This is a genomic window from Variovorax sp. WS11 (assembly GCF_010499245.1).
GTDB lineage: Bacteria > Pseudomonadota > Gammaproteobacteria > Burkholderiales > Burkholderiaceae_C > Variovorax.
In genome coordinates, this window is sequence record NZ_JAAGOW010000005.1 from 1,193,031 (window position 1) to 1,216,651 (window position 23,621).

Sequence of the window (23,621 nt, forward strand, 5' to 3'; positions counted from 1 at the left end):
CATCAGCATTCCGGCCCGGAGGCGGGCATTCCAATCTTGTCAGAGCGTTTTCGGGGCGGGCTCTTTAGTCGCTGATCCGAAACTGCAGCTCGAGCTCGTGGGTGACGATCGCTTGGTGGGTATCGTCGCCGACGGGTGCGACGCGAGCGCGACTTGATCTTGTGCCGTGGACGAATGAGTTCGTCATCAAATTGGGGCTGACGATGGCTTTCCTCCAATGCCTACGAGAGTTCGAACAATGTCGGGTGAAGTGGATCGGCTCTGACGCCGACGGTTCTCGCTGACATGGGACTTGACATGTCGCAAGGTATGACCAGTACGACGTTCCTTTGCAACCGCCTCGACGGGCTGTTGAAGGAAGGCCACGTCGTTGCTCAGTGCGTACTACGAGACTATGAAGACAACGGGCTTCGCCATCGTCTTTCACCGGAATCACGTGGGCGCGGGGCGTATTGACGTGGATGTTCTCCGACCTCAAGTTCGGGCGGACATGGGCATGCGCCTGTCTTTCATGTTCTTGTGGAATATGCTCGGGGGTAGTCGTCAAGATTCTGGCGCTCGGCGCGCTGTTTGGTGTGGGCCAGCAGCGCATGCATGTGTTGCCGGAGGGTTGACCGGCCGCCGGCGGATCGACGTGTCACAATGCTAAGACAAGTGTCCACAAGCAAGACGTAATGACTGATAAGGATGACCGGGTGGAGGCCGATTCGCGCGCGAACGCCGCGCGCGAGCGCCTTTTGCAAGCAGCAGTCCAGATGGTCGGAGAGAGTGGCGTTTCGGGAGTATCGCTGCGTGGAATCGGCACGGCGGCTGGCCAGAAGAACAACTCTGCGGTTGCCTATCATTTCCGGGGCAAGGCTGGACTGATGAACGCGATCGTGGCCGAGTTGCGTGACTTCCTCGAGCCACGCTACGACGTGTTGTTCGGCGAGTTGGAGTCCCGATCGGAAGGGATGCTCACGATGTACGAGGTCGCTCTCGCGATCGCGGCGCCGCTGTTCGCACTTTACCTGTCCAAGCCACGCGGAGAGTCTGCACTCAAGACCTTGGCCAAGTTCCTTCACGAGCGGCCGCAAGGCATTGACGAAGGCTACTGGGATGCGCTGCGAAAGCTAGTCGCACGTGGCATCGGCCTGGTTCTGAAGGTGCGCCCGGCAACGCCGGCTGACCACGCGTCCTTGCATGTCACGCACGCGCTGAAGTCCACGGCGGACGGGCTGGCCATGCTGCACAACTGGCCGATCGCCGAGTCCCGGCACGATCCCGAGCTGATGTTCGAATTGCTGCTTATCCACGCCGATTTCCTTGCAGGCGGCTTGAGCGCCGATGACGCAAGCCGACCGGGCATCGACGTTGGTTACTGGAAAGCATGTATCGTTTCGTAGGGTGTACCTGCTGGCGGCCAATGATCTGGTTCACGCCCTAGATTCCTTGACCGCGACATGAATCGGTCGTGAATGAGCCAAGTATTTCCTATGCGGCCAGCGCCATCGCACTACGAGTCGATCGCCGCCGAGCGGCCGGAAGGCATCCTGCGACACCGGATCGGCGGCCGGCGGGACGGTAGTAGCCATTGCCGGGCGTAATTGGCGTGAGTACAGCCGCGTATAGAACAGCGCGGTGCACAGCCGCTGCGTCGTGTCTGTCAGTGGGTCGTGCCGCACATGGACTTCAGCCGAGGCGGCTGGTGGTCGGGCAGCAGGTCCGCGGATCCCGCCTCTACGAATACGTGGCAGGTTGCACAGCTCATCGCGCCACCGCAGTCGCCGACGATGCTGTGGCAACAGCCGGCGCGCGCAGATTGGTCCCCACGGCTACGTCCATGGCGCGGTGCTCGCCATCTGGGCAGATGAAAGCTGCGCGGGTCATGTTGTGCCTCCGGGATGGTCGAGTCCCGCTCCGCCGAAAGGCGCTCCGGTCAGTCCCCCCGTGAGGGGACGGAGAAAAGCGCGAGTGAGCCGCACACTTAGGCGATGACGACGACGAACACCCCGCCTGCGCCGCCGGTACTGCATGTGGACCCCTTCACACCGGAGGTCCTGCTGGATCCCTATCCGTTCCATCAGTCGCTGCGTGAGGCCGGGCCGCTCGTATGGCTCCAAAGCCACCGCATATACGCCACGGGGCGCCATGTCGAAGCGCAGGCCGTGCTGTCGCAATGGACGCGCTTCACCAATGCCGCAGGCGCCGGGATGGCGGACATCCGCAAACCGGGCAACTGGCGGCCGCCGAGCGTAATACTTGAGAGTGATCCGCCGCAGCACACGCAGGTGCGCGGCGCGCTGCAGAAGATCCTGTCGCCGCTGGTGGTGCGCCAGTGGCGCGAGAAGTTCTCTGTACGCGCGGAGGCAATGGCCGATGAGCTGGTGCAACGCGGCGAGTTCGACGGCATGCGCGACGCGTCCGAGGCGTTTGTGCTTTCCGTGTTCCCGCCTGCGGTGGGCATTGAGATTCCGACCGAGAACGCGCGAGCGATCGGCGACATGAACTTCAATGCGATTGGTCCGAACAATTCATTGACGCAGGCGTCGGCCGAGCGCGCGCAACCCTACATGAAGTGGTACGAGGACAGCATGCAGCGCTCGGCGATGCTGCCTGGCGGCTTCGGCGACCTAATCTACCAGGCTGAGGACGACGGCGCGCTGCCGAAGGGCGTTGCAGCCAACCTCACGCGCACCTTCCTGCGTGGCGGCATGGATACCACCATCAGCGGCATCGGCGCCGCGCTGCACGCGCTGGCGCGCAATCCGGCGCAGTGGGACATGCTTCGCGAGCAGCCGCAGCTGGCCGCGAAGGCCTTCGACGAAGGCATCCGCTACGACGCGCCGGTGCAGGTCATGTTCCGCACAACCTGCGAGGGGATCGAGCTCGGGGGCATCCAGCTCGCACCCGACACCAAGATTGCCGCCTTCATCGGCGCAGCGAACCGCGACCCCCGCCAGTGGGAGAACCCGGAGCGCTTCGACCTTCGGCGGAAGTCGGCGGGTCACCTGGCCTTCGGTGCCGGTCCGCACGTGTGCATCGGCCAGATGATCGCCCGGCTCGAAGCGGAATGCCTCATCGGCGCGCTGGCGCGCCGCTGCCGAACACTGGCGCTCGCCGGCGATCCCGTCTTTCGTCCCATCAACACGCTGCGCATGATCGACCGTCTGCCACTGCGCGTGCAGCCCGCCTGAGCAGGACCGGAAGGTGCAAGCGCACCTCCACGTCCGGTCCGCCGCAACGCCAACGCCGCTGGAGCCGCCCTGGATGAGAAGACTTTCTCCATTCGCAAGCCCCCTCCTGCCACACGGCACCCCAGACGGTGCAGAACGCCTCCGGCAACGCCGCGGCGTCGATCAAGGAAACGCCCTGTGGAACGGGCAGGCAGTGCGTCGCGGGCGCAGAACAGTACTCTGCGTAACCGCCTCCGGCAAGCCAGGCGCATACCTCCTGCCCCACCACGAACCCAGCCTCGCGCCTTCCGCCGTGGAGACGATGGCTTTCATCCAGCCAGCATAGGCAGCGCCCCACGGCCGAATACGAGGCCTTCACCCACCCCGGGGCAGCCCATGCCTACGTGGACGCCAAGGGCGTGCCCATCGTGATCAAGGCCGACGGCCTGGCGGCGGGCAAGGGCGTGGTGGTGGCGACGACGCTGCAGGAAGCGCACGAGGCCATCGACCCCCGCGGCGGTATGCCCCCCTTCGACGGGACAGACAGCCGCGGTCGCGTCGCTAAGCTGAAGCCCATGATCTACGAGCTGCGCCTCTATTCCGTCGCCCCGGGCCGCATGGCCGACGTGCACACCCGCTTCAACACGCACTTTCCGGCGCTGTTCGCCAAGCATGGCGTCGACTGCGTAGCGAGCGGAGCTCGGCGGCCGGCCCCGACGCGCCGCGCTTCGTCTAACTGATGGCCTACCGCGACTACGCGCACCGCGAGCCGGTGTGGGCCAGCTTCTATGCGGACGCCGAATGGTGGCGCATCCGCGCCGAGACCAATGCCGGGCATGAGATGGTGGAGCGGCACGACCTGTTCTTCCTCAAGCCCAACGCGGCCTGGACCGTCGATGCCGATTCGGCGACGGCAGTGGGCGACCTGCACGAGCTGGTGCAGCAGCAGATCGCGCCCGGGCAGAACGCCAATGCCAACGTGTTCCTGCAGGAAACCTGGCTGCCGCTGGTGCGCGAGGCGGGCGCTCGCGTGCTGGCCGCGTGGGATGGCCGCCGGCGCCGGCATGCAGAAGATCGTGCTGCTGTACGCCTGGCCGGACGCTGCGAAGTGGCACGCGGGGCGCCAGTCGCTGGACCGCAGCGAGACGCTGCGCGCGGCCTTCGCCGAGCAGCGCAGGAAGCACGGCACGGCCTTGTTCCAGCGCGCCGAAGTGAACTTGCTCGAGCCGGCGCCGGGCATGACGATCCGCGCGGGGCTGGGTCGCAGCGCGGGTTGAGCGGAGCAATGAAGATCGCGCTGGTGGGCAGCACAGGGCGCATTGGCCGCCATCTGGCGCGCGAAGCACTAACCCGGGGCCATGCAGTGCACTGCCTGCTGCGGGCGCAGGTCGACGTGTTCGATACGGACGCGTTGGCGCAGGCGCTGCGCGGGCAGGAAGTGCTGATCAGCGCCTATGGCGCGCCGGCCGATGCCCCACAGCTGCAGGCGACCGCCACGGCTTCGCTGGTGCAGGCGGCGCGTGAGGCGGGTGTGGGGCGGCTGATCGCTGTGGGTGGTGCGGGTGGTCTGGCGGTGGGGCCCGGCACGCGTCTCGCGGACCAGCCCGGCTTCCCGGCGGCCTTGTTGCCGAAGGTGAAGGCGCACGAGGACGCGGTAGCGGTGCTGGCGGCATCCGGTCTCGACTGGGCCTGCATCGCTCCGGCGGCGCAGATCGCGCAGGGAGAGCGAACCGGCCGCTACCGACTGGCGGTGGGCGCACTGGTGTGCGATGCGCAGGGACTCAGCACGATCTCGTATGCGGACTTTGCCTGCGCGCTGGTTGACGAACTGGAAGCAGCCCGCCACCGGGGCTGGCTCGTCGGCGCCGGCTACTGAAGCGAGGCCGTCGCCCTGCAGTGGCATTGCCGACATGCCCTCGAGAGCACGCTGGAGGAGTGGTGGCGGCCGCATGCAGCCGTTCCTGTGGCGAAGGCCTCGGCCTCCCTTCCCGCCCTTGGTGAAGCCGAAACCGGCCTATTTCGCGGAGGTCTTCTTCCGTGGTCCAGCCTTCTTGGTGGGACCGCCGAGCTGATCCATTCTCGGGCTGGCCGTGTAACGAAGCGCATCGACAACCAGCGAGAAAGCCGGCGAAGGTTGCCGTCGGCTGGGGTAGTACAGGTAGTACCCGGGGAATGGAGTGCACCAGTCGTCCAGCACGCGCACCAGTCGGCCTTCCTCGATGTGTGGTGCGAACTCTTCCTCAGGCAGGAAAGCGATGCCCAGCCCAGCCAGTGCTGCATCCACCATGCTGGGCGACGTGTTGAAGATGAGTTGCCCATCCACTCGCACGTTCAACCGCTGGCCGCGCCGCTCGAAGTCCCAGACGTAGAGGCCACCCGCGGTCTGCATGCGCATGTTGATGCAGTTGTGCTTGATCAGGTCGCGTGGAGTTTTGGGGGCGGGACGGGACTTGAAGTACGCAGGCGAGGCCGCAGCCGCTATGCGCAACTGCGGCCCGATCGGCGCCGCGATCATGTCCTTGTCGATGGTGTCACCCATTCGCACCCCCGCGTCGAAGCGGTCGGCCACGATGTCCCTGAACCCGTAGTTGATGTCGAACTCGACCTTGATGTCGGGGTATTCGAGCAACAAGGGCGTGAGCCTGGGGAGCAGCGTGGTCCGAAGGACATGTTCGCCGCAGGTGATCCTTACCGTGCCGGCCGGCTTGTCCCGCATCTCCGTCAACTCGTCCAGCTCTGCGTCGATTTCATCAAAGCGATGGCCGATGGCATTCAACAGACGCTCTCCGGCGGCCGTGGGCGACACGCTGCGCGTGGTGCGCGTCAGCAGCCGAATCTCCAGCCGTGCCTCCAGTCCGCTTATGGCCTGGCTGAGCGCGGACTGTGTCACGCCCAGCAGCGAGGCTGCGCGGGTGAAGCTGCCTTGCCGCGCCACCGTCACGAAGTACAGGAGATCGTTGAGGTTGCGCTTGGCCATGGTGCAGTTTGCCTCCGATTATTGATTAGTGTGCCTAATATACGCTTTAAGCGTTCATTAGGTATTCAAGTGCCAGAGGATGCGAGAAGATTGAGGCATGAAAGAGTCCATGCCAATCCTGAACTGGACGTCGCGACAAGTGCTGGCGTTGAGTGCTGGTTTGGCCTTGGCAGCAGGTGTTCCCAGTATTTCGACAGCCGCGTCTCCGCAGGAACTATCTATGAAGATACGCATGCAAGTGGACGGCCAAGCCGTCGCTGCCACTTTGGATGACACCGCCATTGCGCGAGATTTCGTGGCGCAGTTGCCCTTGTCATTGACGCTCACCGACTACGCACGGATAGAGCGCATTGCCTATCTGCCACGAAAGCTGACTGCCGCAGGCACCAGCAGCGGAACTCTTGTGAAAGCCGGAGACATCGCCTACTACACCCCGTGGGGGAATCTCGCCATCTTTGTTGAGGAAGGTGACAGCACCTACTTGGGCGGACTGCTTCAGCTAGGCAAGGTCGAGGGGGGGTTGCCGGCGTTGCAGCGCCCAGGTCCGCTGAAGGTCACGATTGAACGCATCAGCAACTGATCGTTGCTTGTACCCAACTACCTGTTTATCTCATCCAAAGCATCGAATATGAGCATGCAACCCACCCTTGAGCGCGACGCTGCAGAACAACCCACTTTGACTTCTGACCGGCGCAGCTTCCTTAAGACAGCAAGCATGGCTGCTGCCGGTGCAGCACTGCCTATCAGTGCTGCATCGCTGGCTACACCGGCCGCAGCGCAATCAGCGCAAGGCAACAGTGGAAGGAGCTACACCATGGGAACGCGCAGACTTGGTGGCCTGGAAGTTTCGGAAATCGGCTTCGGCTGCATGAGCAACAGCCCCGGTCACTACGGCCCGGGTGTGGACCGAGCAACGAGTATCCGCGTGATCCGCGACGCCTATGAGCGCGGCATCAGGTTCTTTGACACCGCAGAGGTCTATGGCCCCTATGTCAACGAGGAACTCGTTGCCGAGGCGCTGGGGCCAGTGCGCAACCACGTGGCCATCGCCACCAAGTTCGGCTTCAAGATTGACGGCACCAACGGCCTAGACAGCCGCCCCGAGCGCATCCGCCGCGTGGTGGAGGAATCTCTCAAGCGCCTGAAGACCGACCGAATTGACCTGTATTACCAGCACCGCGTCGACCTGACCGTGCCGATCGAGGACGTGGCCGGCACGATCAAGGATCTGATTCAGCAGGGCAAGGTGCTGCACCTCGGCCTGTCCGAGCCGAGCGCGCGCACCATTCGCCGTGCTCACGCCGTGCAACCGGTGTCCGCGATCCAGACCGAATACTCGATCATGGAACGCAGTGTGGAGCACGACGGTGTACTGCAGGCATGCGAGGAACTGGGCATCGGCTTCGTGCCGTGGGGACCGCTGGGCCAAGGCTTCCTGCCCGGCAAGCTGCCCCTGGATGCCCAGGCCAGGTTCGATGGAAAGACGGACCTGCGCAAGACCTTCCCTCGCTTCAGCGCCGAAGTCATGAAGGCCAACCAGCCCATCCTCGATTTTCTGCAACGCTTCGGCGAGAAGAAGGGCGCCACGCGTGCGCAGATCGCCTTGGCCTGGCTGGCGGCGCAAAAACCCTGGATCGTCTCGATCCCCGGAACCACCAACCTGGACCACTCGCGCGAGAACCTCAGCTCGATCAACGTCAACCTCACGTCGGAAGATCTGCGCGAGATCGAGGCAGCCAGGGCAAAGATCACCGTCCATGGCGGCCGCATGGATGCCAAGCAGATGGATCAGATCGGAAAAGATTGAGATCGTTGGGATCGACGTAGTCCTGCGTCGACTCCTTTGCTGGGAACACTGATCTCTAAGGGCTGCTCACGCCCCCGGAGGGGCGAGCACGGCAGGTCCCATGAGCGTACGGGCAGAACGAAGAATTCCATGACCACCGCCACATCCGATGCCTGCATAGGCAACACACAAAGCCAAGGCGATGTAGGAAGCCAACCCGCATACTGGAGCGGCGTCTTCGCGATGTCGCTGTGCGTCTTCGCTCTGATCGCGTCCGAGTTCATGCCCGTCAGCCTGCTGACGGCGATCGCGGCCGATCTCCATGTCTCCGAGGGGATGGCAGGGCAAGGCATCGCCATCTCCGGCGCTTTCGCCGTGCTGACGAGCCTATCGATCTCCGCGCTGGCCGACAGCATGAGCCGCAAGACGTTGCTGTTGGCGCTGACTGCCGTGATGGCCGTCTCCGGCGTTGTGGTTGCGCTGGCATCGAACTTCCTGGTCTACATGATTGGCCGCGCGCTCATCGGCGTGGTCATCGGCGGCTTCTGGTCCATGTCCGCCGCGACGGCCATGCGGCTGGTGCCTGCCTCGCAGGTGTCGCGCGCCCTGGCGATCTTCAACGGCGGCAACGCGCTGGCGACCGTGATTGCCGCGCCGCTGGGCAGTTATCTTGGTTCAAACATGGGGTGGCGCGCTGCCTTCTTCTGCCTGGTGCCGGTGGCGGCAGTTGCCCTGTTCTGGCAGTGGGTCAGCCTGCCTGCCATGCAGGCCCAGGAGCGCTCGCCGGGCTCGGGCAATGTCTTCAAGGTTCTCAAGAACCGGTCCGTCGCCATCGGAATGGCGGCTTGCGGGACATTCTTCGTCGGGCAGTTCGCCTTGTTCACCTATGTGCGGCCCTTCCTCGAGACGGTGACCCATGCCGACGTGTCCACGCTGTCGATGGTTCTGCTCATTATTGGCGCGGCTGGCTTCGTCGGCACCCTGCTGATTGGTAATGTCCTCAAGCGCGGGCTGTACGGGACGCTGATCGTCATTCCGTTGCTGATGGCCGGCATCGCCGTGGCGCTGATTCCCTTTGGTGCCTGGGTCGCGGCCGTCATGGCGCTGCTTGGCCTGTGGGGGCTGATGGCCACTTCCGCACCGGTTGGCTGGTGGACCTGGATCGCCGAAGCCATGCCGCATAACGCCGAGGCTGGCGGCGGCCTCATGGTGGCGGTCATCCAGCTGTCCATCGCGCTGGGCTCGACCGTAGGCGGCCTGCTCTTCGACTCCACCGGCTACCGCAGCACCTTCGCGGCCAGCGCGGTCGTCCTGCTGCTGGCGGCCCTTCTGACCTTCTTGGCTTCACAGGCTACCCGCTCACAGACCGATGAATCGCCATGATAGCGGCAAGGTTCGGGCGCCGTGCAGAACCTGGTGGACTCATCGGAGGCCATGTCCATGGGTCGCTGCAGCTTTCTCGCTACAGGAGTCGGATTGGGACGGGACTGGTCGCCGGATCGCTCCTGGCCGCAACGCCCGTTGTGGTTCAACCGCTGCCGAATTATCGAAAGGAGTTCCCCATGACCAATGCGCAACGAGGCGCTGGCCGCAAGGCCCGCGTGTTCATCACCGGCTCGGCCGATGGACTGGGCCATTCCGCGGCCAAGACGCTGCTCGCCCAGGGGCACGAAGTCGTCGTGCATGTCCGCTCCAATGCCCGGCTGCCGGCCGTGAAAGAACTCGTGGACGATGGCGCCATTGCCACGATCGGCGACCTGTCGGACCTCGCGCAGATCCGCGATCTCGCCGTCCAGGTCAATGCGGTCGGCCGGATGGATGCCGTCATCCACAACGCAGGGGTTCTCTCTGGCGCCCAACTGCTGGTCGTCAATGTCGTTGCGCCATACCTGCTCACGGCCCTGGTCGGGCGCCCGCAGCGACTGATCTACCTCAGCAGCAGCATGCACGCGGGCGGAAGCGCCAGCCTAGCTGGAACGGACTGGTCTGGCCGCACATCCACGGGCAGCTACTCGGACAGCAAGCTGTTCGTCACCGCACTGGCTGCGGCGGTTGCACGGCTGTGGCCGGACGTTCTCAGCAACTCCGTCGATCCAGGCTGGGTGCCGACCAAGATGGGCGGCCCAAGTGCGCCCGGCGACCTGCAACTGGGCCATCAGACCCAGGTGTGGCTCGCCACCGGCAACGCCCCCGAAGCGCTGACCAGCGGTAATTACTGGCATCACGAGCGGCGAGAGCAGCCACATCCCGCCGTCAACGACACCCGGTTCCAGGATCTGTTGCTGGCGGAACTTGCGCGCGCCACCGCCACGAAGCTGACGTGATGGCATCCATGGTATCCCGCACATGAAATTATTCTGGTCCCGCTTCTTCAAAGTGTGTGCCGGCGTTGCCGTCCTGGGGGGCATCGGCGTCGCCGCCTATTTGCAGCATTCGCTGTTCGGGAAATTGCCCAGCGGCGAGCGCTTGGCGCGCATCGAGCGCTCGCCCAACTATGCCGGGGGCGTGTTCCGCAACCAGATCAACACACCCCTGCGGACAACGGATCAGTCCGAGTGGTCGATGTGGATGGAAACCGTTTTTGCAGAGAATGGCCAGTCTCGGCCTCCGGGCACCGTTCCCGCCGGCAAGACCGACCTCAAGGCGCTCGACCCCGTGCAGGACCTGGTGGTCTGGCTAGGCCATTCCTCCTATTACGTGCAACTGGGGAGGCAGCGCATCCTGATCGACCCGGTGTTCAGCAACAATGCCTCGCCGGTGCCATGGACGAACACGGCGTTCGATGGAACGAGCCTCTATTCGGCCGACGACATGCCGCCAATCGATGTGCTGCTGATCAGCCATGACCACTACGATCATCTGGACTATTCGAGCATTCTGGCGCAGCTGCGCCTGGTCAAGCAGGTGGTGGCGAGGGCTGGGCGCGGGGGCGGATTTCGAGGCCTGGGGTTACGACATGCGGCTTGTGCATGAGGCCAACTGGTACGAGACGGTGCGGCACACCCCGCAGCTGCAGATCGTTGTCACCCCGGCGCGTCATTTCTCGGGGCGCACGTTCACCCGCGACAAGTCTTTGTGGGAGGGGTTTGCCTTGGCAACGCCCGAGCGCAGGATTTCTTTTCAGTGGTGACTCGGGCTATGCACCGCACTTTGCCGAGATCGGTCAGATGCATGGCCCGTTCGATTGGGTGGCGCTCGATGCCGGGCAGTACGACCCGCGCTGGGCGAATGTGGACATGAACCCGGAGAAGGCCGCCCAGGCCGCCGAGGATCTGCGCACTCGGGTGCTGATGCCGGGGCACGTGGGGCGCTTTTCGTAATAGTCCGACGAGCACCGTTGCTGGCGGCTTCGCGGGTCAGACGTCGACGAGATGGCGGAGCAGCTCGAACGCGACGCGCCATTTTTGGCCGTCGCAGTCGAGGGTGGCGGTGTGTTGATTGATGCGCACGATCAGGCCGACGCGGTGCTGGAGATTCTTGTCGGTGAAGGTGACGCGGTTGCCCACGCGGAAGTCGGCTCGACCGGCGATCTCCGGTGGCGGACTTGGCCTGTTGAGCTCAACGTCCGCTGGCGTTGGGCCACTTTCGGTGGGCGCCGCGGGCGGATCAGTGAGGATCGCCCCGTAGTGCACTTTGAAGGCCTTGTTGAAGGCGGCATCGAGTATGGCCACGTGGTCTCCGTGTATCCCGACGACTCGTGCCGAGCGCAACTTCCCGTCTCCCCAGCTGAGGTATTGCACCTGTTGGCCGGTATGCAACTGCGCACGCACCTGGACGATGCGCCGCGGGTCGGCCAACAGTTGTTCGATGACCCAGCTGAGCTGGTACAGCTCGGCGCTGCTCGCCATCGGCAGATCTTCGATCAGTTTGATGCACATGAGCACATTTTGCCCATGCCCGCTGGGCTTGCGCTCAGGCGGCCAGCAGTGTGTCCTTTGCGCCGGCGTCGTCCTCCCACTTCGCGGCGACCGCCCACGGCAGCAACTCGTCGATGCGGTTGATCGGGTGGTCCGCGATGCGCTCCAGGACATGGCGCAGATAGCGCTGCGGGTTGATCTGGTTCAGCCTGCACGTGCCCAGAAGTGTGTACATCACCGCCGCCGTGTGGCCGCCCGCGTCCGATCCGACGTGCAAGTAGTTTTTTCTTCCAATCGCCACGCCGCGCAGGGCGCGCTCAGCCGTATTGTTGTGCGCGTCGATGCGCCCGTCACCCACGAAGTTCGTCAGCGCTGTCCAGTTGCTCAAGGAATAGCCGATCGCCAGTGCCATCGGCGACTTCGCCGACACCTGTGCCAAGGTCTCGTTCATCCAGGACTTCAATTCCTTCAGCACCGGCGCCGTGCGGGCCTGGCGCGTTCGCCTTCGCCGTAGCGCCGATCGGCCATTCACTTCTGCTTCGACCTTGAACACCTCGCCGATCCGCACCAAGCCCTCGTGCGCCAGCGTCCCGGGCAAGCGTTTCTGTTTGACGTGGATGTCCCACAGCTTTCGACGCGCGTGGCTCCAACACCCAGCCTCAAGGATCCAACCGTCTTTGTAGATCGCGTTGTACCCGGAGTACGCATCGGCTTGCAGGATGCCGCTAAAGTTCTTCAGGTGCCGCGCTGGGTGCTCACCCTTGCGATCGGCCGAGTATTGGAACCACACCGCTGGCGGCGCCTTGTCGCCGCTGGGGCGGTCATCGCGAACGTAGACCCACAGCCGACCCGTGTGCGCCTTCTCGCCCTTGCCCCCGAGCGCGCGGATCGGCGTGTCGTCGCCGTGGACCTTATCGGCCTTCAGTACATGGCGCCCGATGGCTTCGGCCAGCGGCGTCAACAACAGGGCGCAATTGCCGATCATGTCGGTGATGGTCGAGCGGCTCATCTCGACACCGTCACGGCCGTAGATCTGGCACAGCCGGTACAGCGGAACATGATCGGCGAACTTGCTCACCGCGATGTGCGTGAGCAGCCCTGCGCCGGCCATGCACCGGTCCACCGGCCGGGTCGGCGCCAGCGCCTGGGTGACCGTCTTGCACCCTGCGCAGGCCAGCTTCGGGCGCACGTGACGCACCACATGGAAGGTGCCCGGCTCGTAATCCAGAACCTCCGAGACGTCTTGACCAATCTCCCGAAGGCCCGCGCCACAGGCCTTGCAGCCACATCCGCCTTGCGGTGTGTGAACGACGGTGCGTCGCGGCAGGTGCGCCGGCAACTCGCGCAGCCCCGGCCTGGTCTTGGGCTCCCGCTTCTTGCGCTCCTTGTCGAGCGACGTCACGTTGGACTTCAATCCGTCATCCGAATCGCCATCAGCGGGCGGCTCAACCACCGGCGCTGTGGCCTGGCCCTGGCCGCCCACGAGTTCGAGTTGTGCATGCTCGAGCTTCTCGCTGGAGCGGCCGTATTTCATGCGCCGCAGGTACGCCAGTTCGACCTTCATCTTGTCGATGGTCAACTGCGCGAACTTCAAGGCCTCGTGCGAGCGCCGAACCTCGCCGCTCAATGCAGCATTGCTGGCCACGAGTTCCGCGAACGTCATGACCATGACTTTTCCAGCGATGCTTCCCCCTCGCAACGGGGCTTGCCCCGTCAACCATTTGCGCTCGCTCGGCTACACCGCCATGCGCGGTTGCCACGTGCGTTCGGGGCGCCGCCAATCAATCCCTTCGAGCAGCATCGAGAGCTGCGCAGTGCTCAGCGACACGCTCCCGGTATCGGCCTGTGGCCATATGAAGCGGCCTCGTTCAAGCCGCTTCGTCAACATGCTCATGCCGTCGCCGTCGCTCCAAAGCAACTTCACCAGATCGCCTCGACGACCACGGAATGCGAAGACGTGGCCGCTGAACGGATCCTCCTTCAGTGCCATCTGAACCTTCGCTGCCAGCGAGTCGATGCCGCAGCGCATGTCCGTCACGCCAGCGGCAAGCCATATCCGGGTCCCAGCGCGAGGACCGATCATGCGCTCTGGCGCAGCGCGCGCAAGACACTTCCCAGCATCGCCTCGTCCACGGCACCACGAAGCCGCAACTGGGCGCCGGCGATCTCGACTTCGATGACGCCTGGACGCGAGCTTGGGTTGATGGCAGGCCCTACGGGTGAGGTTGGCTGCGCAGTGGATGGCGACGCGGCCTCAGGAACCACGCACACCGGCAGCAACGTCGCGGCGGTCGGTGCGGACGCCGCCATCGCCTTGACGTGCTCACGTCGCCACTTGAATAGAAGGTTGGCATTGATGCCGCCCTTCATCGCAATCCCCGCGACCGACGCGCCGGGGACCAAACTCTGTGCGACCAACTCGTCCTTGAACTCCCGTTCATGCTGTCGCCGGGTTCGCGTCGACTCTCTTGTTTGATCCTTCATGGTGTGCACCATCTCCGTTGGTGCACACCATCAAGCGGGTGCGCACTTCATCAGATCAGATACTGCCGGGCAGCGAAGCCAGCCGCAACGACGGTACTCGTCGGACTATTACCGCTTTTCCATTTCGCCGCCTGACTGGGATGACCCATTCAAGCGCATCGCTGCAGCCAGTCAAGGGCGCAGCTACGCGCTATGGACGCCGGAGATCGGGCGTCCCGTGTACCTGGACGGCCGAGCACCGCGGTTTTCTCCATGTGGGAGGCAGTTTATTCGGATAGGCCTCAGAGAGTTGCAGGAGACTCGTGAATCTAAGATCTATGATACGCAGAGAATTTGCCCTCCCAGGGGCACTGCTATGCTCATCGGCAAGGCGGCGCTGGCCCAGGGCAAGGGGAGCATGGGCTCTCAATCGGAGAGACTGACAGTTAGCCTGCTGACGGAAGCACCTTCCGGCGTGGTCCGGCTGCAAGTACGGCGTCAGCACAAGGCGGTCGCTGGCGGGGGATCGATCTCGGTGTCCAACTCCTGTTCTGAGCCGGTGCGCCTCATGGTCGCCTCCGGTGTGGTGGCCTGTCTTCTCCGAGAGCTTTCACGCAGGTACGGGCTTGCACGCTGCCACGGCTGGAGGTGCTTATCCACTCACCACGTAACCATCAGTTGACCCAGCGCGCGAAACGAAGTGTTGGGCGTGTAGTTCCACTTCTGATCGGGTACGAGCTGCAGGCCAGGCAAGCGGCGTGCAGCCTGCTCAAGCATGACTCGCACTTCTTGTCGGGCAAGTGGCGCGCCAAGGCAAAAGTGCGTGCCCGCGCCAAAGGTGGTGTGCTGCATCACGTTTCGACGCGCCGGATCGAAAAGATCGGGCGCGGCAAACTGGTCGGGGTCGCGGTTGGCTGCTGCAAGAACGACAAGCAATCGGCTCTCTGCCGGTATGAGTACCCCGTCAACCTCAACATCTTCCTTCGCCTGGCGTCGCCAGGCCTGCACCGGCGGATCGAACCGCAGTGCCTCCTCCACGACCGGGCCGGGCGGCTGCCCGCCGTTGACGATATCGTTCCAGAGAGAGCGGTTGGGGAGTACTGCCTTGAACAGGTTAGCCGCGGCGCTGGAAGTCGTCTCATGGCCGGCGAAGAGCAGATTGAACGCCAGCGCGGTGAGCTCGCGCAGGGTCAGGACGCTGTCATCGCCGTTGCGAATCCGGATGAGGTCGCTCAGGTAGTCGTCGCCGGGCTCCTCTGCCTTGCGGGCTACCAGCCTCGCTGCGTAACGATAGAACTCGACGGCACCGCCGGCGAGGCGGACCTGCTCCTCGTCCGTGGGGAGCCCCCACGTGAGGACAACGCGGCTGTCGGCGTAAGACTTGACGAGCGCCACGTCCTCGTCCGGAACCCCTAGTAGCCGGAACAGTACGACAGCCGGCACGTCCCAAGTCAAGCCGGCGACCAGGTCCGCAGGTCGCGGGCCGGCAACGAGGCGGTCGATGTACGCATCGACAGTCTCGCGCGTGAACGGCTCAAGTGCATCAAACCGTGCGCGCTCCAGGGGCTTGGAGAACAGGGTGCGGTATCGGGTGTGCGAGGGCGGATCGTTGTTGACAAGCATCGGCGGCACGTCGAACTCGGAGTTGGCGACGATGGCGCGCGCGTGCGGGCACAGAGGCTTTAGAGGGTCCGATGCAATCAGCGCCGAGAAGCGTTGCGGGTCTCGGAGTACCTTCTTGACGCTCTCGTATCGGGTGACAACCCATGTGCCGAGCGTTGGCGAAAAGAACACCGGCTCCTGGGCGCGCAGGGAGGCGAGCAAGGGGTACGGGTTGTCCTGATAGACAGGATCGAACGGATCAAAGCTTTCGCTCGCAGCCGTTACAGGGCCAGTCGCAGAATCGGCTGCGGAGGTTGAAAGGGGACGCATAGCTTCAGTCCAGTTTGATGTCGAGGCGTTTGATCAGCGGGTGCCAATGTGCGATTTCGCCGCGGATGAATGCGCCGAATTGTTCGGGGCCCAATGGGTGCGGCTCCATGCCGAGATTCGTGAACCGCTTTGCGACCTCGGGGAAGTGACAACTTCTCGCACCTCTGCGCCCAGGCGGGCAACAAGTGACGCTGGCGTGGCGCGCGGCGCGCGGCGCGCGGGGCGACCAAGCCGAGCCAAGGATAGACCTCCACGTCGCGCGAACCGGTTTCGGCCGCCGTAGGAACATCCGGCAGGGAGTCGAGCCGTGTCGGAGTAAGCGCGGCTATCGCCTTGATCTTGCCCGCACGCAGGAGCGGGAGTGCGACGATGGTGTCGAGAGGCATGACCGAAACTTGGCCGCCCATCACTTCCTGCACGGCCGGTCCGGCAAGCCGACAACGATATTGATGGGCTTTGCGGGGTAGGACTGCGCGCGCGCCGCCGTCGGGGCGGCTGCAGCCGCGAGAACGCTCTGAGTAAATCGGCGCCGGGTAATGGTCATCGCGGTCCTTGCTTGCGGAGAGATGGCCGAACAGCTTCAGCTTAACAATCCTTCCTCAGTACTTCCGCCCCCCTCCAGGGGGACAACAGGGATTCCGGCGTTCCGACGGCCAAGGACGCCGCGTGCGCGTTACCTGATGTCGAGCGGCGAAAGGACGCCGGATCGCGCCATTTCCTTGAGGCGGAACTTCTGGATCTTCCCGGACCCGGTGAGCGGAAAGCTTGAACATTCGAACCATTCGACCGGGATCTTGTGCGGTGACAAGTGTGAACGGCAGTGCGCCTTCAGCGCCTCGATCGAGGCAGTTGCGCTTCCCTCTCGCATCTGCACCGCAGCGCAGACGACCTCGCCCCATTCGGGGTCGTCCCTGCCGAACACAGCGACGTTCGCAACGCTCGGATGCTGCATCAGCCTCGCCTCGATCTCCACGGGATAGATGTTCTCTCCGCCGCGGATGATCATGTCTTTGAGCCGTCCAGTCAACCGCAAGTAGCCACGGTGATCCATGCGGCCTAGATCTCCGGTTCGCAGCCACCCTTCTGCCCGAATCGCGTGGCGAGTCGCCTCTGGCATGTCGAAGTATCCGAGCATGGTCTGGTAGCCGCGCGCCTCGATCTCACCCTCTTCATCGACCGCGACCGGTTGGCCAGTTGCCGGATCGGCAATCCGGACATCGACCTGTGGAAGTGGTCGCCCCGCAGTGCGGGCCTTGTCATCGAACGTGTCCCCGCGCGAGGTCTGCGAGATGATCGGACTCGTTTCGGTCTGGCCATAGACGGTTAGCAGGTCGCAACCGAAGCCCTCTTCAATGCGTCGCAGCAGCTCGGGGGGCACCGGAGCACCTCCTGAGATTGCGACCTTCAGGCTCGAAAGTTCGAACTCTTTGCGCATCGGGTGTTCGAGCATCGCGATCTGCATGGTGGGGACGCCAAAGAAGAACGCGCACTTCTCGTCCTGGATGGTCGTCATCATCAAGGTCGGCTCGAACATGAGAGGGAGCACAAAGGTCGAACCCGTGGCCATGCATCCAAGTGAGCTGAGGACTGCGCCCGCCGTGTGGAACAGCGGCATGGGGCTCAGCACGATCGAGCCGTCGATGCCGGCGCGTGCGGCGACGAACCTCGCGTTGTTGACCAGACCCTTGTGGTGGAGCAGTGCCCCCTTGGGATGGCCGGTGGTGCCCGATGTGTACTGTATCTGGGCCGGATCATCTGGACTTACCACCGGCAGAGACGCATCACCATCAAACCCGCGCACGACGCCGTCCCATGAATCCATGCAAAATGCCTTGACCGAGGCCGTGGCAGCCTCCCGCACAATCGCGTGCATGTCGGCACCTCGGAACGACCGAACGTACAGAATTCCCGCAACTTTGGACTGACTGAGCACATACGCAAGCTCAGGCGCCCGCAGGGCCGGGTTCGCAGTCACCAGAACCAGACCGGCAAGTGCCGCTCCGTACTGGAGAACGACCCACTCGGGCACGTTGGGCGCGAAGACGCAGATTCGGTCACCGACCTGGAACTGGTTGAGGAGCCACTTCGCGCACTGCAATGATTCGTCGAGAAGCTGTGCGTAAGACCACCGCCGGTTCGTACCCAAAGCGCCGGTCAGCGATTCTGTGTTCGCAGGCACGACCTCAATCAGTGCCACGCGATCGGGATGGCGGAGTGCGGCCTGGCGCAGGATGTCGCCCGCCGTGAGCTCGACGAGTTCGTCGCGCTTGTCAGCCTGCCAGTATGAGCGCTCCAGTGCGCGATCCACATTCTTCACTTCGCTTGCTCCAAGATTGACTTGACAATTCCGATCCAGTGGGACACGGCCTTTTGGCGTCGCACCGGACTGCTCAGGACGCCGGATAGCGCCAGTCCACGAATGAACTCGGTTGTCGTGGAGATCACCGCGGGCAATGAGGGGTGCTTCTCCATCGGTGCGAACAGGAGACCGAGCACCCGCTCCTGTTCCTTGCGGGCCCTGCGTTCGGCCTGCAGCAATGAGGCCCTTAGCTGGGAATCCGCACGTGCGATCGCCCACAACTCGAGCTCGGCCATGTAGGCAGGCTGCGCCGCGGCGACAGAAAGGGCGCGGATCGCCCTTTCAACCACGCCCTCGGTACCTTGCAGCCTCGCCAGGCTCTCGTGAACCGACTGCTCGTTGCGTCGAACCAGTTCCTCCACAGTCGCCGAGAGTAGCTGCGCATGCGTCGGGAAGTGATGCAGGAGCGCCCCCCGGCTTACATCCGCCGCGTGCTGCACCTGCAGCGTCGTCGTCCTTGCGACTCCTTTTTCGATTAGCAACTGAACCGCTGCTGCAAGGATCCGCTCACGTACGCTGCGACTCGCGATCTCGTTTGCCAGACCCGAGCTGCGGCGCCGGCCCGACACTTTGCGTGAAACAGCATTCATGCGGGGAAGTCTGAGACCGTCAGCATTGACTGTCAGTCGCCAATGCGACCAGTCAGCACTGACGGTAGCGCGTAGACTGTGCCTGACTGCCGCCGTGGCAGCCCGTTATCTGGAGGAGGAATTCCCATGCCAACCTTTTCGACGTTGAACATCGAGCAGGAGGAGCGGGCACCGCGTGTCGCGCGTCTGGTGCTCAATCGCCCTGAACGGCTCAATGCGATCAACAGCGACATGCCGTCAGAAATCCGTGAAGCGGTCGAGTGGGCCAATCGGAACAATGAGGTTCACGTGATCGTCGTGGAGGGTTCCGGCAAGGGTTTCTGCGGAGGCTACGACCTCACTGCCTTCGCGGAGCACCACATCGACCACCCGTGCCAGCAGGAAGACCATCCGTGGGACCCGATGGTTGACTACGCGCAGATGAAGAGGTACACCGAAGACTTCATGGCGCTTTGGCGCAGCGCCAAGCCGACCATCGCCAAAGTGCACGGCGCGGCTGTGGCTGGCGGCAGCGATATTGCACTCTGTTGTGACCTGCTCGTGATGGCCGACGACGCGCGGATCGGCTATATGCCAACGCGTGTTTGGGGATGCCCCACAACCGCGATGTGGACGTACCGGCTCGGGCCGATGCGAGCGAAGCGAATGATGTTCACGGGCGATGTCATCGATGGCAAGACGGCCGCCGAATGGGGGCTGGCAACAGACGCGGTGCCGGGCGACCAACTGGAGTCGACGGTGATGCTTCTTGCCGAGCGGATTGCCGGGGTGCCCAGGAGCCATCTGGCAATGCACAAGATGCTGGTGAATCAGGTGATGCTGTCGATGGGGCTGGAGCAGACCCAGATGTTCGCGACGATCTTCGACGGCATCACGCGCCACAACCCCGAAGGGCTATGGTTCCGGCGCTACGCGCAACAGGAAGGGTTCAAATCTGCCGTCGAATGGCGCGACAGCGGGCGGCCGATTCCAGAGGGCTCGGAAGCACGCGACCTCATAAGAGAGATGGACGCGAGATTGGGTGGCCGTTGACCTCAGGCACGCAGCAGGCAACGCGGATGGAGTCGCCAAGCTCGGCGTCGTCGATGTCCGCCCGCGCAGAATTCGCCAAGCAGATGGCGTTGGCGCCCTTTGCATCGCTCAGCAGTTCGCCAACACCCCATCTGTAGCGGCCTTCCTTGCCCAGCGGCGCTGATGGGCCGATGCTCTCTGGAGGCGATATGACTGTCTAGTGCAGTGCGCTCGAAATAGTTGAACTTATTCGATGCGGCACACTCCGACCTTGATGGAGGTCGCAGCCATGCGCATTGCCCCAAGGATCGAACTGGATGCCGTTGCCCAACGAGAGTTGGCGGCCTTGGCGCGGCGAGGCCGCGTCGAGGCGCGTGTGCAGCAAAGGGCCAAGGTCGTATTGCTCGCCGCCCAGGGCTGGCAGAACAAGGACATCGCCGTCGAGGTTGATCTGGATCGGCGCCAGGTCGCCTTGTGGCGCCAGCGCTTCCTGGAAGGCGGGGTGGAGGCCCTCATGCACGATGCACCGCGCCCCGGGCGCACCCCCAGCGTGACCGCCGAGGTGGAGTCGAGCATCGTGGACAAGACGCTTCACGACAAGCCCATTGCCGCCACGCACTGGAGCACGCGCACGCTGGCCGCGCAGCTCGGGGTGGGGCCGACGACGATTCGCCGCGTGTGGAAGCGCAACGGCCTGAAGCCGCATCGGCAAAGCAGCTTCAAGCTCTCGCGGGACCCGCGCTTCGAGGACAAGCTGCTGGACGTCGTGGGGCTGTATCTCAACCCACCCGAGCGCGCCCTGGTTCTGAGCTGCGACGAGAAAAGCCAGATCCAGGCGCTCAACCGCACCCAGCCGGGCTTGTCGATGAAGAAAGGCCGCGCCGGCACCGTCACCCATGATTACAAGCGCCACGGCACGACCACGCTGTTCGCCGCTTTGAACACCCTGGACGGCACGGTCATTACGCTGTGCCAGCCGCAGCACCGGCACGCAGAGAAGTGGCTGCAGTTCCTGCGCCTGATCCAGCGGCGCACACCCAAGCACCTGCAGCTGCATCTGATCGTGGACAACTACGGCACGCACACGCACCCCGACGTGCAGGCCTGGCTGGCCAAGCACCCGCGCTTCGTCATGCACTTCACGCCCACCAGCGCGTCGTGGCTCAACATGGTCGAGCGCTTCTTCCGCGACATCTCCGAGAACCGCATCCGACGCGACAGCTTCACCAGCGTGCCTGAACTGGAGTTGGCGATCGATCTCTACGTCGAGCACCACAACGCCAACCCCAAGCCGTTCATCTGGACCGCCAGCGCCAACGACATCCTGGCCAAGGTCACGCGCGCCAAGGCCGCGCTGGCAAGAAGCAAAAGATAAGTACATATCTGAGTGGCGCACTACACTAGTTGGAATGCCACGGACGAGCGCGATGCATAAACTGCCTGCTCGTGCGCAATTCTCGTGCTTTGGGTTCGGCTGGAAAGTCCTTGCGCTCGAGGTGGTTGACGCGTTCTGGGATCTCAAGGCTCGAAACTGCACCGATGAACACGCAGCGACCATCGCGGTGGACACCGGCTGCTGCGGATTGGATTCTTGCCAAACCCACTTGTAACTGCAGTCTTATGCGGGTGCGCGATTTGCGCTGGTCGGGACATGTTGCTGCGCAAGGAGCGCCTGATCGCGGTGCTGCTGAAGATGGCCAGCGGACGTGTCGGCACGGCGCCGTTCGCTTCGTGCGCCCCCGGTCTTGAGATGCCGACAATATCAAGGCCACGAGCTGATGTCTCCAGCACAACGTGCTCGCCAATCCGGCCTGTTGCTCCGACCACGGCGATCTTCATGAGAACTCGAAGCTGGCCACGTCCGCTTGTCATTGGGTGGACGAGGGGATCAGCAGAACCGAGCCGGTACTCCTGCCCTGTTCGACTTCTGCATGCGCTAAGGCAGCTTCATGCAATGGCACCTTCCGGCTGATATCGACACGGATGGCACCCTGGCGCACCAGATCAAACAGTTCGTCGCAGGCAGGCTGGCGCGTCTGTCGGGTATTGCCGTAGAAGCCGAAGCCTGGCCGGTGCAGTGCAAGGCAGCCTTTCTGAGCAAGCAGCATGAGGTTGAAGGGCGGGACATTTCCGGAAGCGTTGCCGTAGTTGACTGCCGCGCCGAAAGGGCGAAGAACATCGAACGAGGGGACAAAGGTGTCCTTGCCCACGCCATCGAACACGGCGGCGACGCCCTCAGGTGCGAGGCACCTGACCGCAGAAACGAAGTCCTCGCTGCGGTAGAGGATCGTCTGGTGGCAGCCGTGCGCGCGAGCAAAGTCTGCCTTGGCCTGAGAACCCACGGTTCCAATCACAGTGGCTCCCAGGTGGGTGCACCACTGCGCCAGCAGGCTGCCCACGCCACTCGCGGCGGCGTGCACAAGGATCGTATCGCCCGGCTGCGGTGTATAGCAGCGGTGCACCACGACTGCCGCGGTCAAGCCCTTGAGCAGCAGCGCGGCAGCCTGTTCGTCGCTGATGTCGTCCGGCAGCTTGACCAGGCAGTTCGCGTCGATGTTGCGCTCTTCGGCGTAGGCACCGGTGTTGAGGAAAAAAAGGCTGCCGCTGCCGGCATACGCCACGCGGTCGCCCTGGACGAAGCCCTCCACGGCGGATCCGACGCTCTCGACCACCCCTGCAGCCTCATTGCCGAGGATCAGCGGGAAATGCGGTTTTTGGGTGAGGTAGAAGCCGCCGTTGCGGACATTGATGTCGGAGAAGTTCAGGCCGATGGCCGTATGGCGAACTCGGACCTCGTGAGGGGCGGGCAGAGGCAACTCCAGCTCGATTGCCTCAAGCACTTCGGGTCCCCCGTTTCGGAAGATGGCGATGGCTTTCATTGAGCAGCGGAGTCTAGATGCAACTTCGACTGGGTGCGGTCCCCTGCCGAGGGGACACACGCTCCAAGAGCCGTAGGCCGCGCCTATCAATAGCTCCAAGGGTGGCCGGCTTCGCGCCTGCGCTTTTGCGCACCCCCTAGACAAGACGTCGAACATTGCTGCGCGAAGCTGTACAAGACTGCGAAGGCGCACCTCGAGTGGCGCCACCAGCAGGAAGCTTCCGCGTCCTCGGCTGTAGTGAATGCATCCACGCTGCACGCGAGCGTTGAGCCAGGCATTTAAGAAACCACGCTTGCGATCCATCTGCTCCCGACTGTTCTGGGGTCCGGGGGTGTTGAGACGAGTGCGCGCGAAAAGTGCTCGATCGCGGGTCGTGATACAGGATTGCCTTTATGCGGCCCCTGGAATGTGCGGCAATCCTTGGGCCGCCCTGGCAGTTCGGGAGTCCCCCCTGCCGGGGCATCACGCGAGATGCCTGATCAATGTCGAGGCGTCAGGCACGGAGAGCACCCGAGCGTGTACGTGCGTGGTCTGATTTGGCGACGACCGGGCGTGCGCAGGGCGTGCGCAGCCAACTCTGCGGCCGAAAGTCTGATTCCGATACTGCTGCCC

21 protein-coding genes and 2 pseudogenes are annotated in these 23,621 nt (G+C 63.7%); 13 read left to right on the forward strand and 10 right to left on the reverse strand.

Features of this window, described 5'->3' with window-relative positions:
- Positions 1–674 precede the first annotated feature (674 nt).
- On the forward strand, positions 675–1,385 hold the full coding sequence (locus tag GXN78_RS40225; protein ID WP_106558061.1) for a TetR/AcrR family transcriptional regulator: 711 nt from the start codon (positions 675–677) through the stop codon (positions 1,383–1,385).
- Positions 1,386–1,973: 588 nt separating this feature from the next.
- Positions 1,974–3,176, forward strand: a complete 1,203-nt coding sequence (locus GXN78_RS40230) for a cytochrome P450 (RefSeq protein WP_106558062.1) — start codon at positions 1,974–1,976, stop codon at positions 3,174–3,176.
- A gap of 48 nt (positions 3,177–3,224) precedes the next feature.
- Here the strand turns inward: GXN78_RS40230 and GXN78_RS41835 are convergent.
- Positions 3,225–3,453 (reverse strand): annotated as a pseudogene (locus GXN78_RS41835) (NAD(P)H-quinone oxidoreductase); the annotation flags it as partial.
- Positions 3,454–3,508: 55 nt separating this feature from the next.
- On the opposite strand from GXN78_RS41835, the pseudogene GXN78_RS40235 reads away from it, so the two are divergent.
- Together GXN78_RS40235 and GXN78_RS41840 are read left to right on the forward strand one after the other, a co-directional pair.
- Positions 3,509–3,664, forward strand: a pseudogene (locus GXN78_RS40235) (phosphoribosylamine--glycine ligase); the annotation flags it as partial.
- A 230-nt stretch (positions 3,665–3,894) separates the two neighbouring features.
- On the forward strand, positions 3,895–5,031 hold the full coding sequence (locus GXN78_RS41840; protein WP_239143099.1) for an NAD(P)H-binding protein: 1,137 nt from the start codon (positions 3,895–3,897) through the stop codon (positions 5,029–5,031).
- A gap of 138 nt (positions 5,032–5,169) precedes the next feature.
- On the opposite strand, the gene GXN78_RS40245 is transcribed toward GXN78_RS41840, so the two are convergent.
- Positions 5,170–6,132, reverse strand: a complete 963-nt coding sequence (locus GXN78_RS40245; RefSeq protein ID WP_106558065.1) for a LysR family transcriptional regulator — start codon at positions 6,130–6,132, stop codon at positions 5,170–5,172.
- Positions 6,133–6,229: 97 nt separating this feature from the next.
- Between GXN78_RS40245 and GXN78_RS40250 the strand changes: the two genes are divergently transcribed.
- From GXN78_RS40250 to GXN78_RS42125, 7 genes are all read left to right on the forward strand, one after another.
- Positions 6,230–6,712, forward strand: coding sequence for a cyclophilin-like fold protein (locus GXN78_RS40250; RefSeq protein ID WP_239143100.1), 483 nt, complete (start codon positions 6,230–6,232; stop codon positions 6,710–6,712).
- Positions 6,713–6,946: 234 nt separating this feature from the next.
- Positions 6,947–7,939: an aldo/keto reductase gene (locus GXN78_RS40255; RefSeq protein ID WP_164256416.1), complete on the forward strand. Its 993-nt coding sequence runs from the start codon at positions 6,947–6,949 to the stop codon at positions 7,937–7,939.
- 222 nt (positions 7,940–8,161) lie between these two features.
- Complete coding sequence (locus GXN78_RS40260; protein WP_239143163.1) at positions 8,162–9,301, forward strand: MFS transporter; 1,140 nt, start codon at positions 8,162–8,164, stop codon at positions 9,299–9,301.
- Positions 9,302–9,480: 179 nt separating this feature from the next.
- A complete protein-coding gene (locus GXN78_RS40265; RefSeq protein ID WP_106558069.1) occupies positions 9,481–10,242 on the forward strand; it encodes an SDR family NAD(P)-dependent oxidoreductase in 762 nt (253 codons plus the stop codon).
- A gap of 22 nt (positions 10,243–10,264) precedes the next feature.
- Entirely contained in the window at positions 10,265–10,891 is a 627-nt protein-coding gene (locus GXN78_RS42115) for an MBL fold metallo-hydrolase (RefSeq protein ID WP_219910084.1), read from the forward strand.
- Positions 10,884–11,048: an MBL fold metallo-hydrolase gene (locus GXN78_RS42120; RefSeq protein WP_275407626.1), complete on the forward strand. Its 165-nt coding sequence runs from the start codon at positions 10,884–10,886 to the stop codon at positions 11,046–11,048. Before GXN78_RS42115 ends, GXN78_RS42120 begins: the two co-directional genes overlap by 8 nt.
- On the forward strand, positions 11,005–11,238 hold the full coding sequence (locus tag GXN78_RS42125) for an MBL fold metallo-hydrolase (RefSeq protein WP_219910086.1): 234 nt from the start codon (positions 11,005–11,007) through the stop codon (positions 11,236–11,238). The genes GXN78_RS42120 and GXN78_RS42125 overlap by 44 nt, the downstream gene beginning before the upstream one ends.
- 36 nt (positions 11,239–11,274) lie before the next feature.
- On the opposite strand, the gene GXN78_RS40275 is transcribed toward GXN78_RS42125, so the two are convergent.
- From GXN78_RS40275 to GXN78_RS40310, 7 genes are all read right to left on the reverse strand, one after another.
- Complete coding sequence (locus GXN78_RS40275) at positions 11,275–11,796, reverse strand: hypothetical protein (RefSeq protein ID WP_106558070.1); 522 nt, start codon at positions 11,794–11,796, stop codon at positions 11,275–11,277.
- Positions 11,797–11,830: 34 nt separating this feature from the next.
- Positions 11,831–13,444 (reverse strand): IS66 family transposase, encoded by a 1,614-nt coding sequence (locus GXN78_RS40280; protein ID WP_106558071.1) that lies wholly within the window; start codon positions 13,442–13,444, stop codon positions 11,831–11,833.
- Between the two features lie 66 nt (positions 13,445–13,510).
- Positions 13,511–13,858: an IS66 family insertion sequence element accessory protein TnpB gene (gene tnpB / locus GXN78_RS40285; RefSeq protein WP_106558072.1), complete on the reverse strand. Its 348-nt coding sequence runs from the start codon at positions 13,856–13,858 to the stop codon at positions 13,511–13,513.
- The gene (locus GXN78_RS40290) at positions 13,855–14,259 is read right to left on the reverse strand and encodes a transposase (RefSeq protein ID WP_164256391.1); all 405 of its coding nucleotides are present in this window, start codon (positions 14,257–14,259) and stop codon (positions 13,855–13,857) included. The genes tnpB and GXN78_RS40290 overlap by 4 nt, the downstream gene beginning before the upstream one ends.
- A gap of 639 nt (positions 14,260–14,898) precedes the next feature.
- Entirely contained in the window at positions 14,899–16,062 is a 1,164-nt protein-coding gene (locus GXN78_RS40295; RefSeq protein WP_164256393.1) for a cytochrome P450, read from the reverse strand.
- Positions 16,063–16,843: 781 nt separating this feature from the next.
- Positions 16,844–18,487 carry an AMP-binding protein gene (locus GXN78_RS40305; protein WP_219910087.1) on the reverse strand — a complete coding sequence of 548 codons (1,644 nt, stop codon included), beginning with the start codon at positions 18,485–18,487 and terminating at the stop codon, positions 16,844–16,846.
- On the reverse strand, positions 18,484–19,119 hold the full coding sequence (locus tag GXN78_RS40310) for a TetR/AcrR family transcriptional regulator (protein ID WP_106558076.1): 636 nt from the start codon (positions 19,117–19,119) through the stop codon (positions 18,484–18,486). Before GXN78_RS40310 ends, GXN78_RS40305 begins: the two co-directional genes overlap by 4 nt.
- Before the next feature lie 126 nt (positions 19,120–19,245).
- On the opposite strand from GXN78_RS40310, the gene GXN78_RS40315 reads away from it, so the two are divergent.
- Together GXN78_RS40315 and GXN78_RS40320 are read left to right on the forward strand one after the other, a co-directional pair.
- Positions 19,246–20,151, forward strand: a complete 906-nt coding sequence (locus GXN78_RS40315) for a crotonase/enoyl-CoA hydratase family protein (protein WP_106558077.1) — start codon at positions 19,246–19,248, stop codon at positions 20,149–20,151.
- A gap of 268 nt (positions 20,152–20,419) precedes the next feature.
- The gene (locus tag GXN78_RS40320; RefSeq protein WP_106558095.1) at positions 20,420–21,505 is read left to right on the forward strand and encodes an IS630 family transposase; all 1,086 of its coding nucleotides are present in this window, start codon (positions 20,420–20,422) and stop codon (positions 21,503–21,505) included.
- Positions 21,506–21,998: 493 nt separating this feature from the next.
- Here the strand turns inward: GXN78_RS40320 and GXN78_RS40325 are convergent, their stop codons facing one another.
- Positions 21,999–23,009 (reverse strand): quinone oxidoreductase, encoded by a 1,011-nt coding sequence (locus GXN78_RS40325; RefSeq protein WP_106558078.1) that lies wholly within the window; start codon positions 23,007–23,009, stop codon positions 21,999–22,001.
- Between the last annotated feature and the right edge of the window lie 612 nt (positions 23,010–23,621).

Coding starts and splice junctions, on each gene's coding strand:
- GXN78_RS40325 (WP_106558078.1), bottom strand. CDS start 23,009: ATGAAAGCCATCGCCATCTTCCGAAACGGGGGACCCGAAGTGCTTGAG.
- GXN78_RS40250 (WP_239143100.1), top strand. CDS start 6,230: ATGAAAGAGTCCATGCCAATCCTGAACTGGACGTCGCGACAAGTGCTG.
- GXN78_RS40265 (WP_106558069.1), top strand. CDS start 9,481: ATGACCAATGCGCAACGAGGCGCTGGCCGCAAGGCCCGCGTGTTCATC.
- GXN78_RS40260 (WP_239143163.1), top strand. CDS start 8,162: ATGTCGCTGTGCGTCTTCGCTCTGATCGCGTCCGAGTTCATGCCCGTC.
- GXN78_RS40230 (WP_106558062.1), top strand. CDS start 1,974: ATGACGACGACGAACACCCCGCCTGCGCCGCCGGTACTGCATGTGGAC.
- GXN78_RS40245 (WP_106558065.1), bottom strand. CDS start 6,132: ATGGCCAAGCGCAACCTCAACGATCTCCTGTACTTCGTGACGGTGGCG.
- GXN78_RS41840 (WP_239143099.1), top strand. CDS start 3,895: ATGGCCTACCGCGACTACGCGCACCGCGAGCCGGTGTGGGCCAGCTTC.
- GXN78_RS40275 (WP_106558070.1), bottom strand. CDS start 11,796: ATGTGCATCAAACTGATCGAAGATCTGCCGATGGCGAGCAGCGCCGAG.
- GXN78_RS42115 (WP_219910084.1), top strand. CDS start 10,265: ATGAAATTATTCTGGTCCCGCTTCTTCAAAGTGTGTGCCGGCGTTGCC.
- GXN78_RS40280 (WP_106558071.1), bottom strand. CDS start 13,444: ATGGTCATGACGTTCGCGGAACTCGTGGCCAGCAATGCTGCATTGAGC.
- GXN78_RS40315 (WP_106558077.1), top strand. CDS start 19,246: ATGCCAACCTTTTCGACGTTGAACATCGAGCAGGAGGAGCGGGCACCG.
- GXN78_RS40290 (WP_164256391.1), bottom strand. CDS start 14,259: ATGAAGGATCAAACAAGAGAGTCGACGCGAACCCGGCGACAGCATGAA.
- GXN78_RS40320 (WP_106558095.1), top strand. CDS start 20,420: ATGCGCATTGCCCCAAGGATCGAACTGGATGCCGTTGCCCAACGAGAG.
- GXN78_RS40225 (WP_106558061.1), top strand. CDS start 675: ATGACTGATAAGGATGACCGGGTGGAGGCCGATTCGCGCGCGAACGCC.
- GXN78_RS40310 (WP_106558076.1), bottom strand. CDS start 19,119: ATGAATGCTGTTTCACGCAAAGTGTCGGGCCGGCGCCGCAGCTCGGGT.
- tnpB (WP_106558072.1), bottom strand. CDS start 13,858: ATGATCGGTCCTCGCGCTGGGACCCGGATATGGCTTGCCGCTGGCGTG.
- GXN78_RS40255 (WP_164256416.1), top strand. CDS start 6,947: ATGGGAACGCGCAGACTTGGTGGCCTGGAAGTTTCGGAAATCGGCTTC.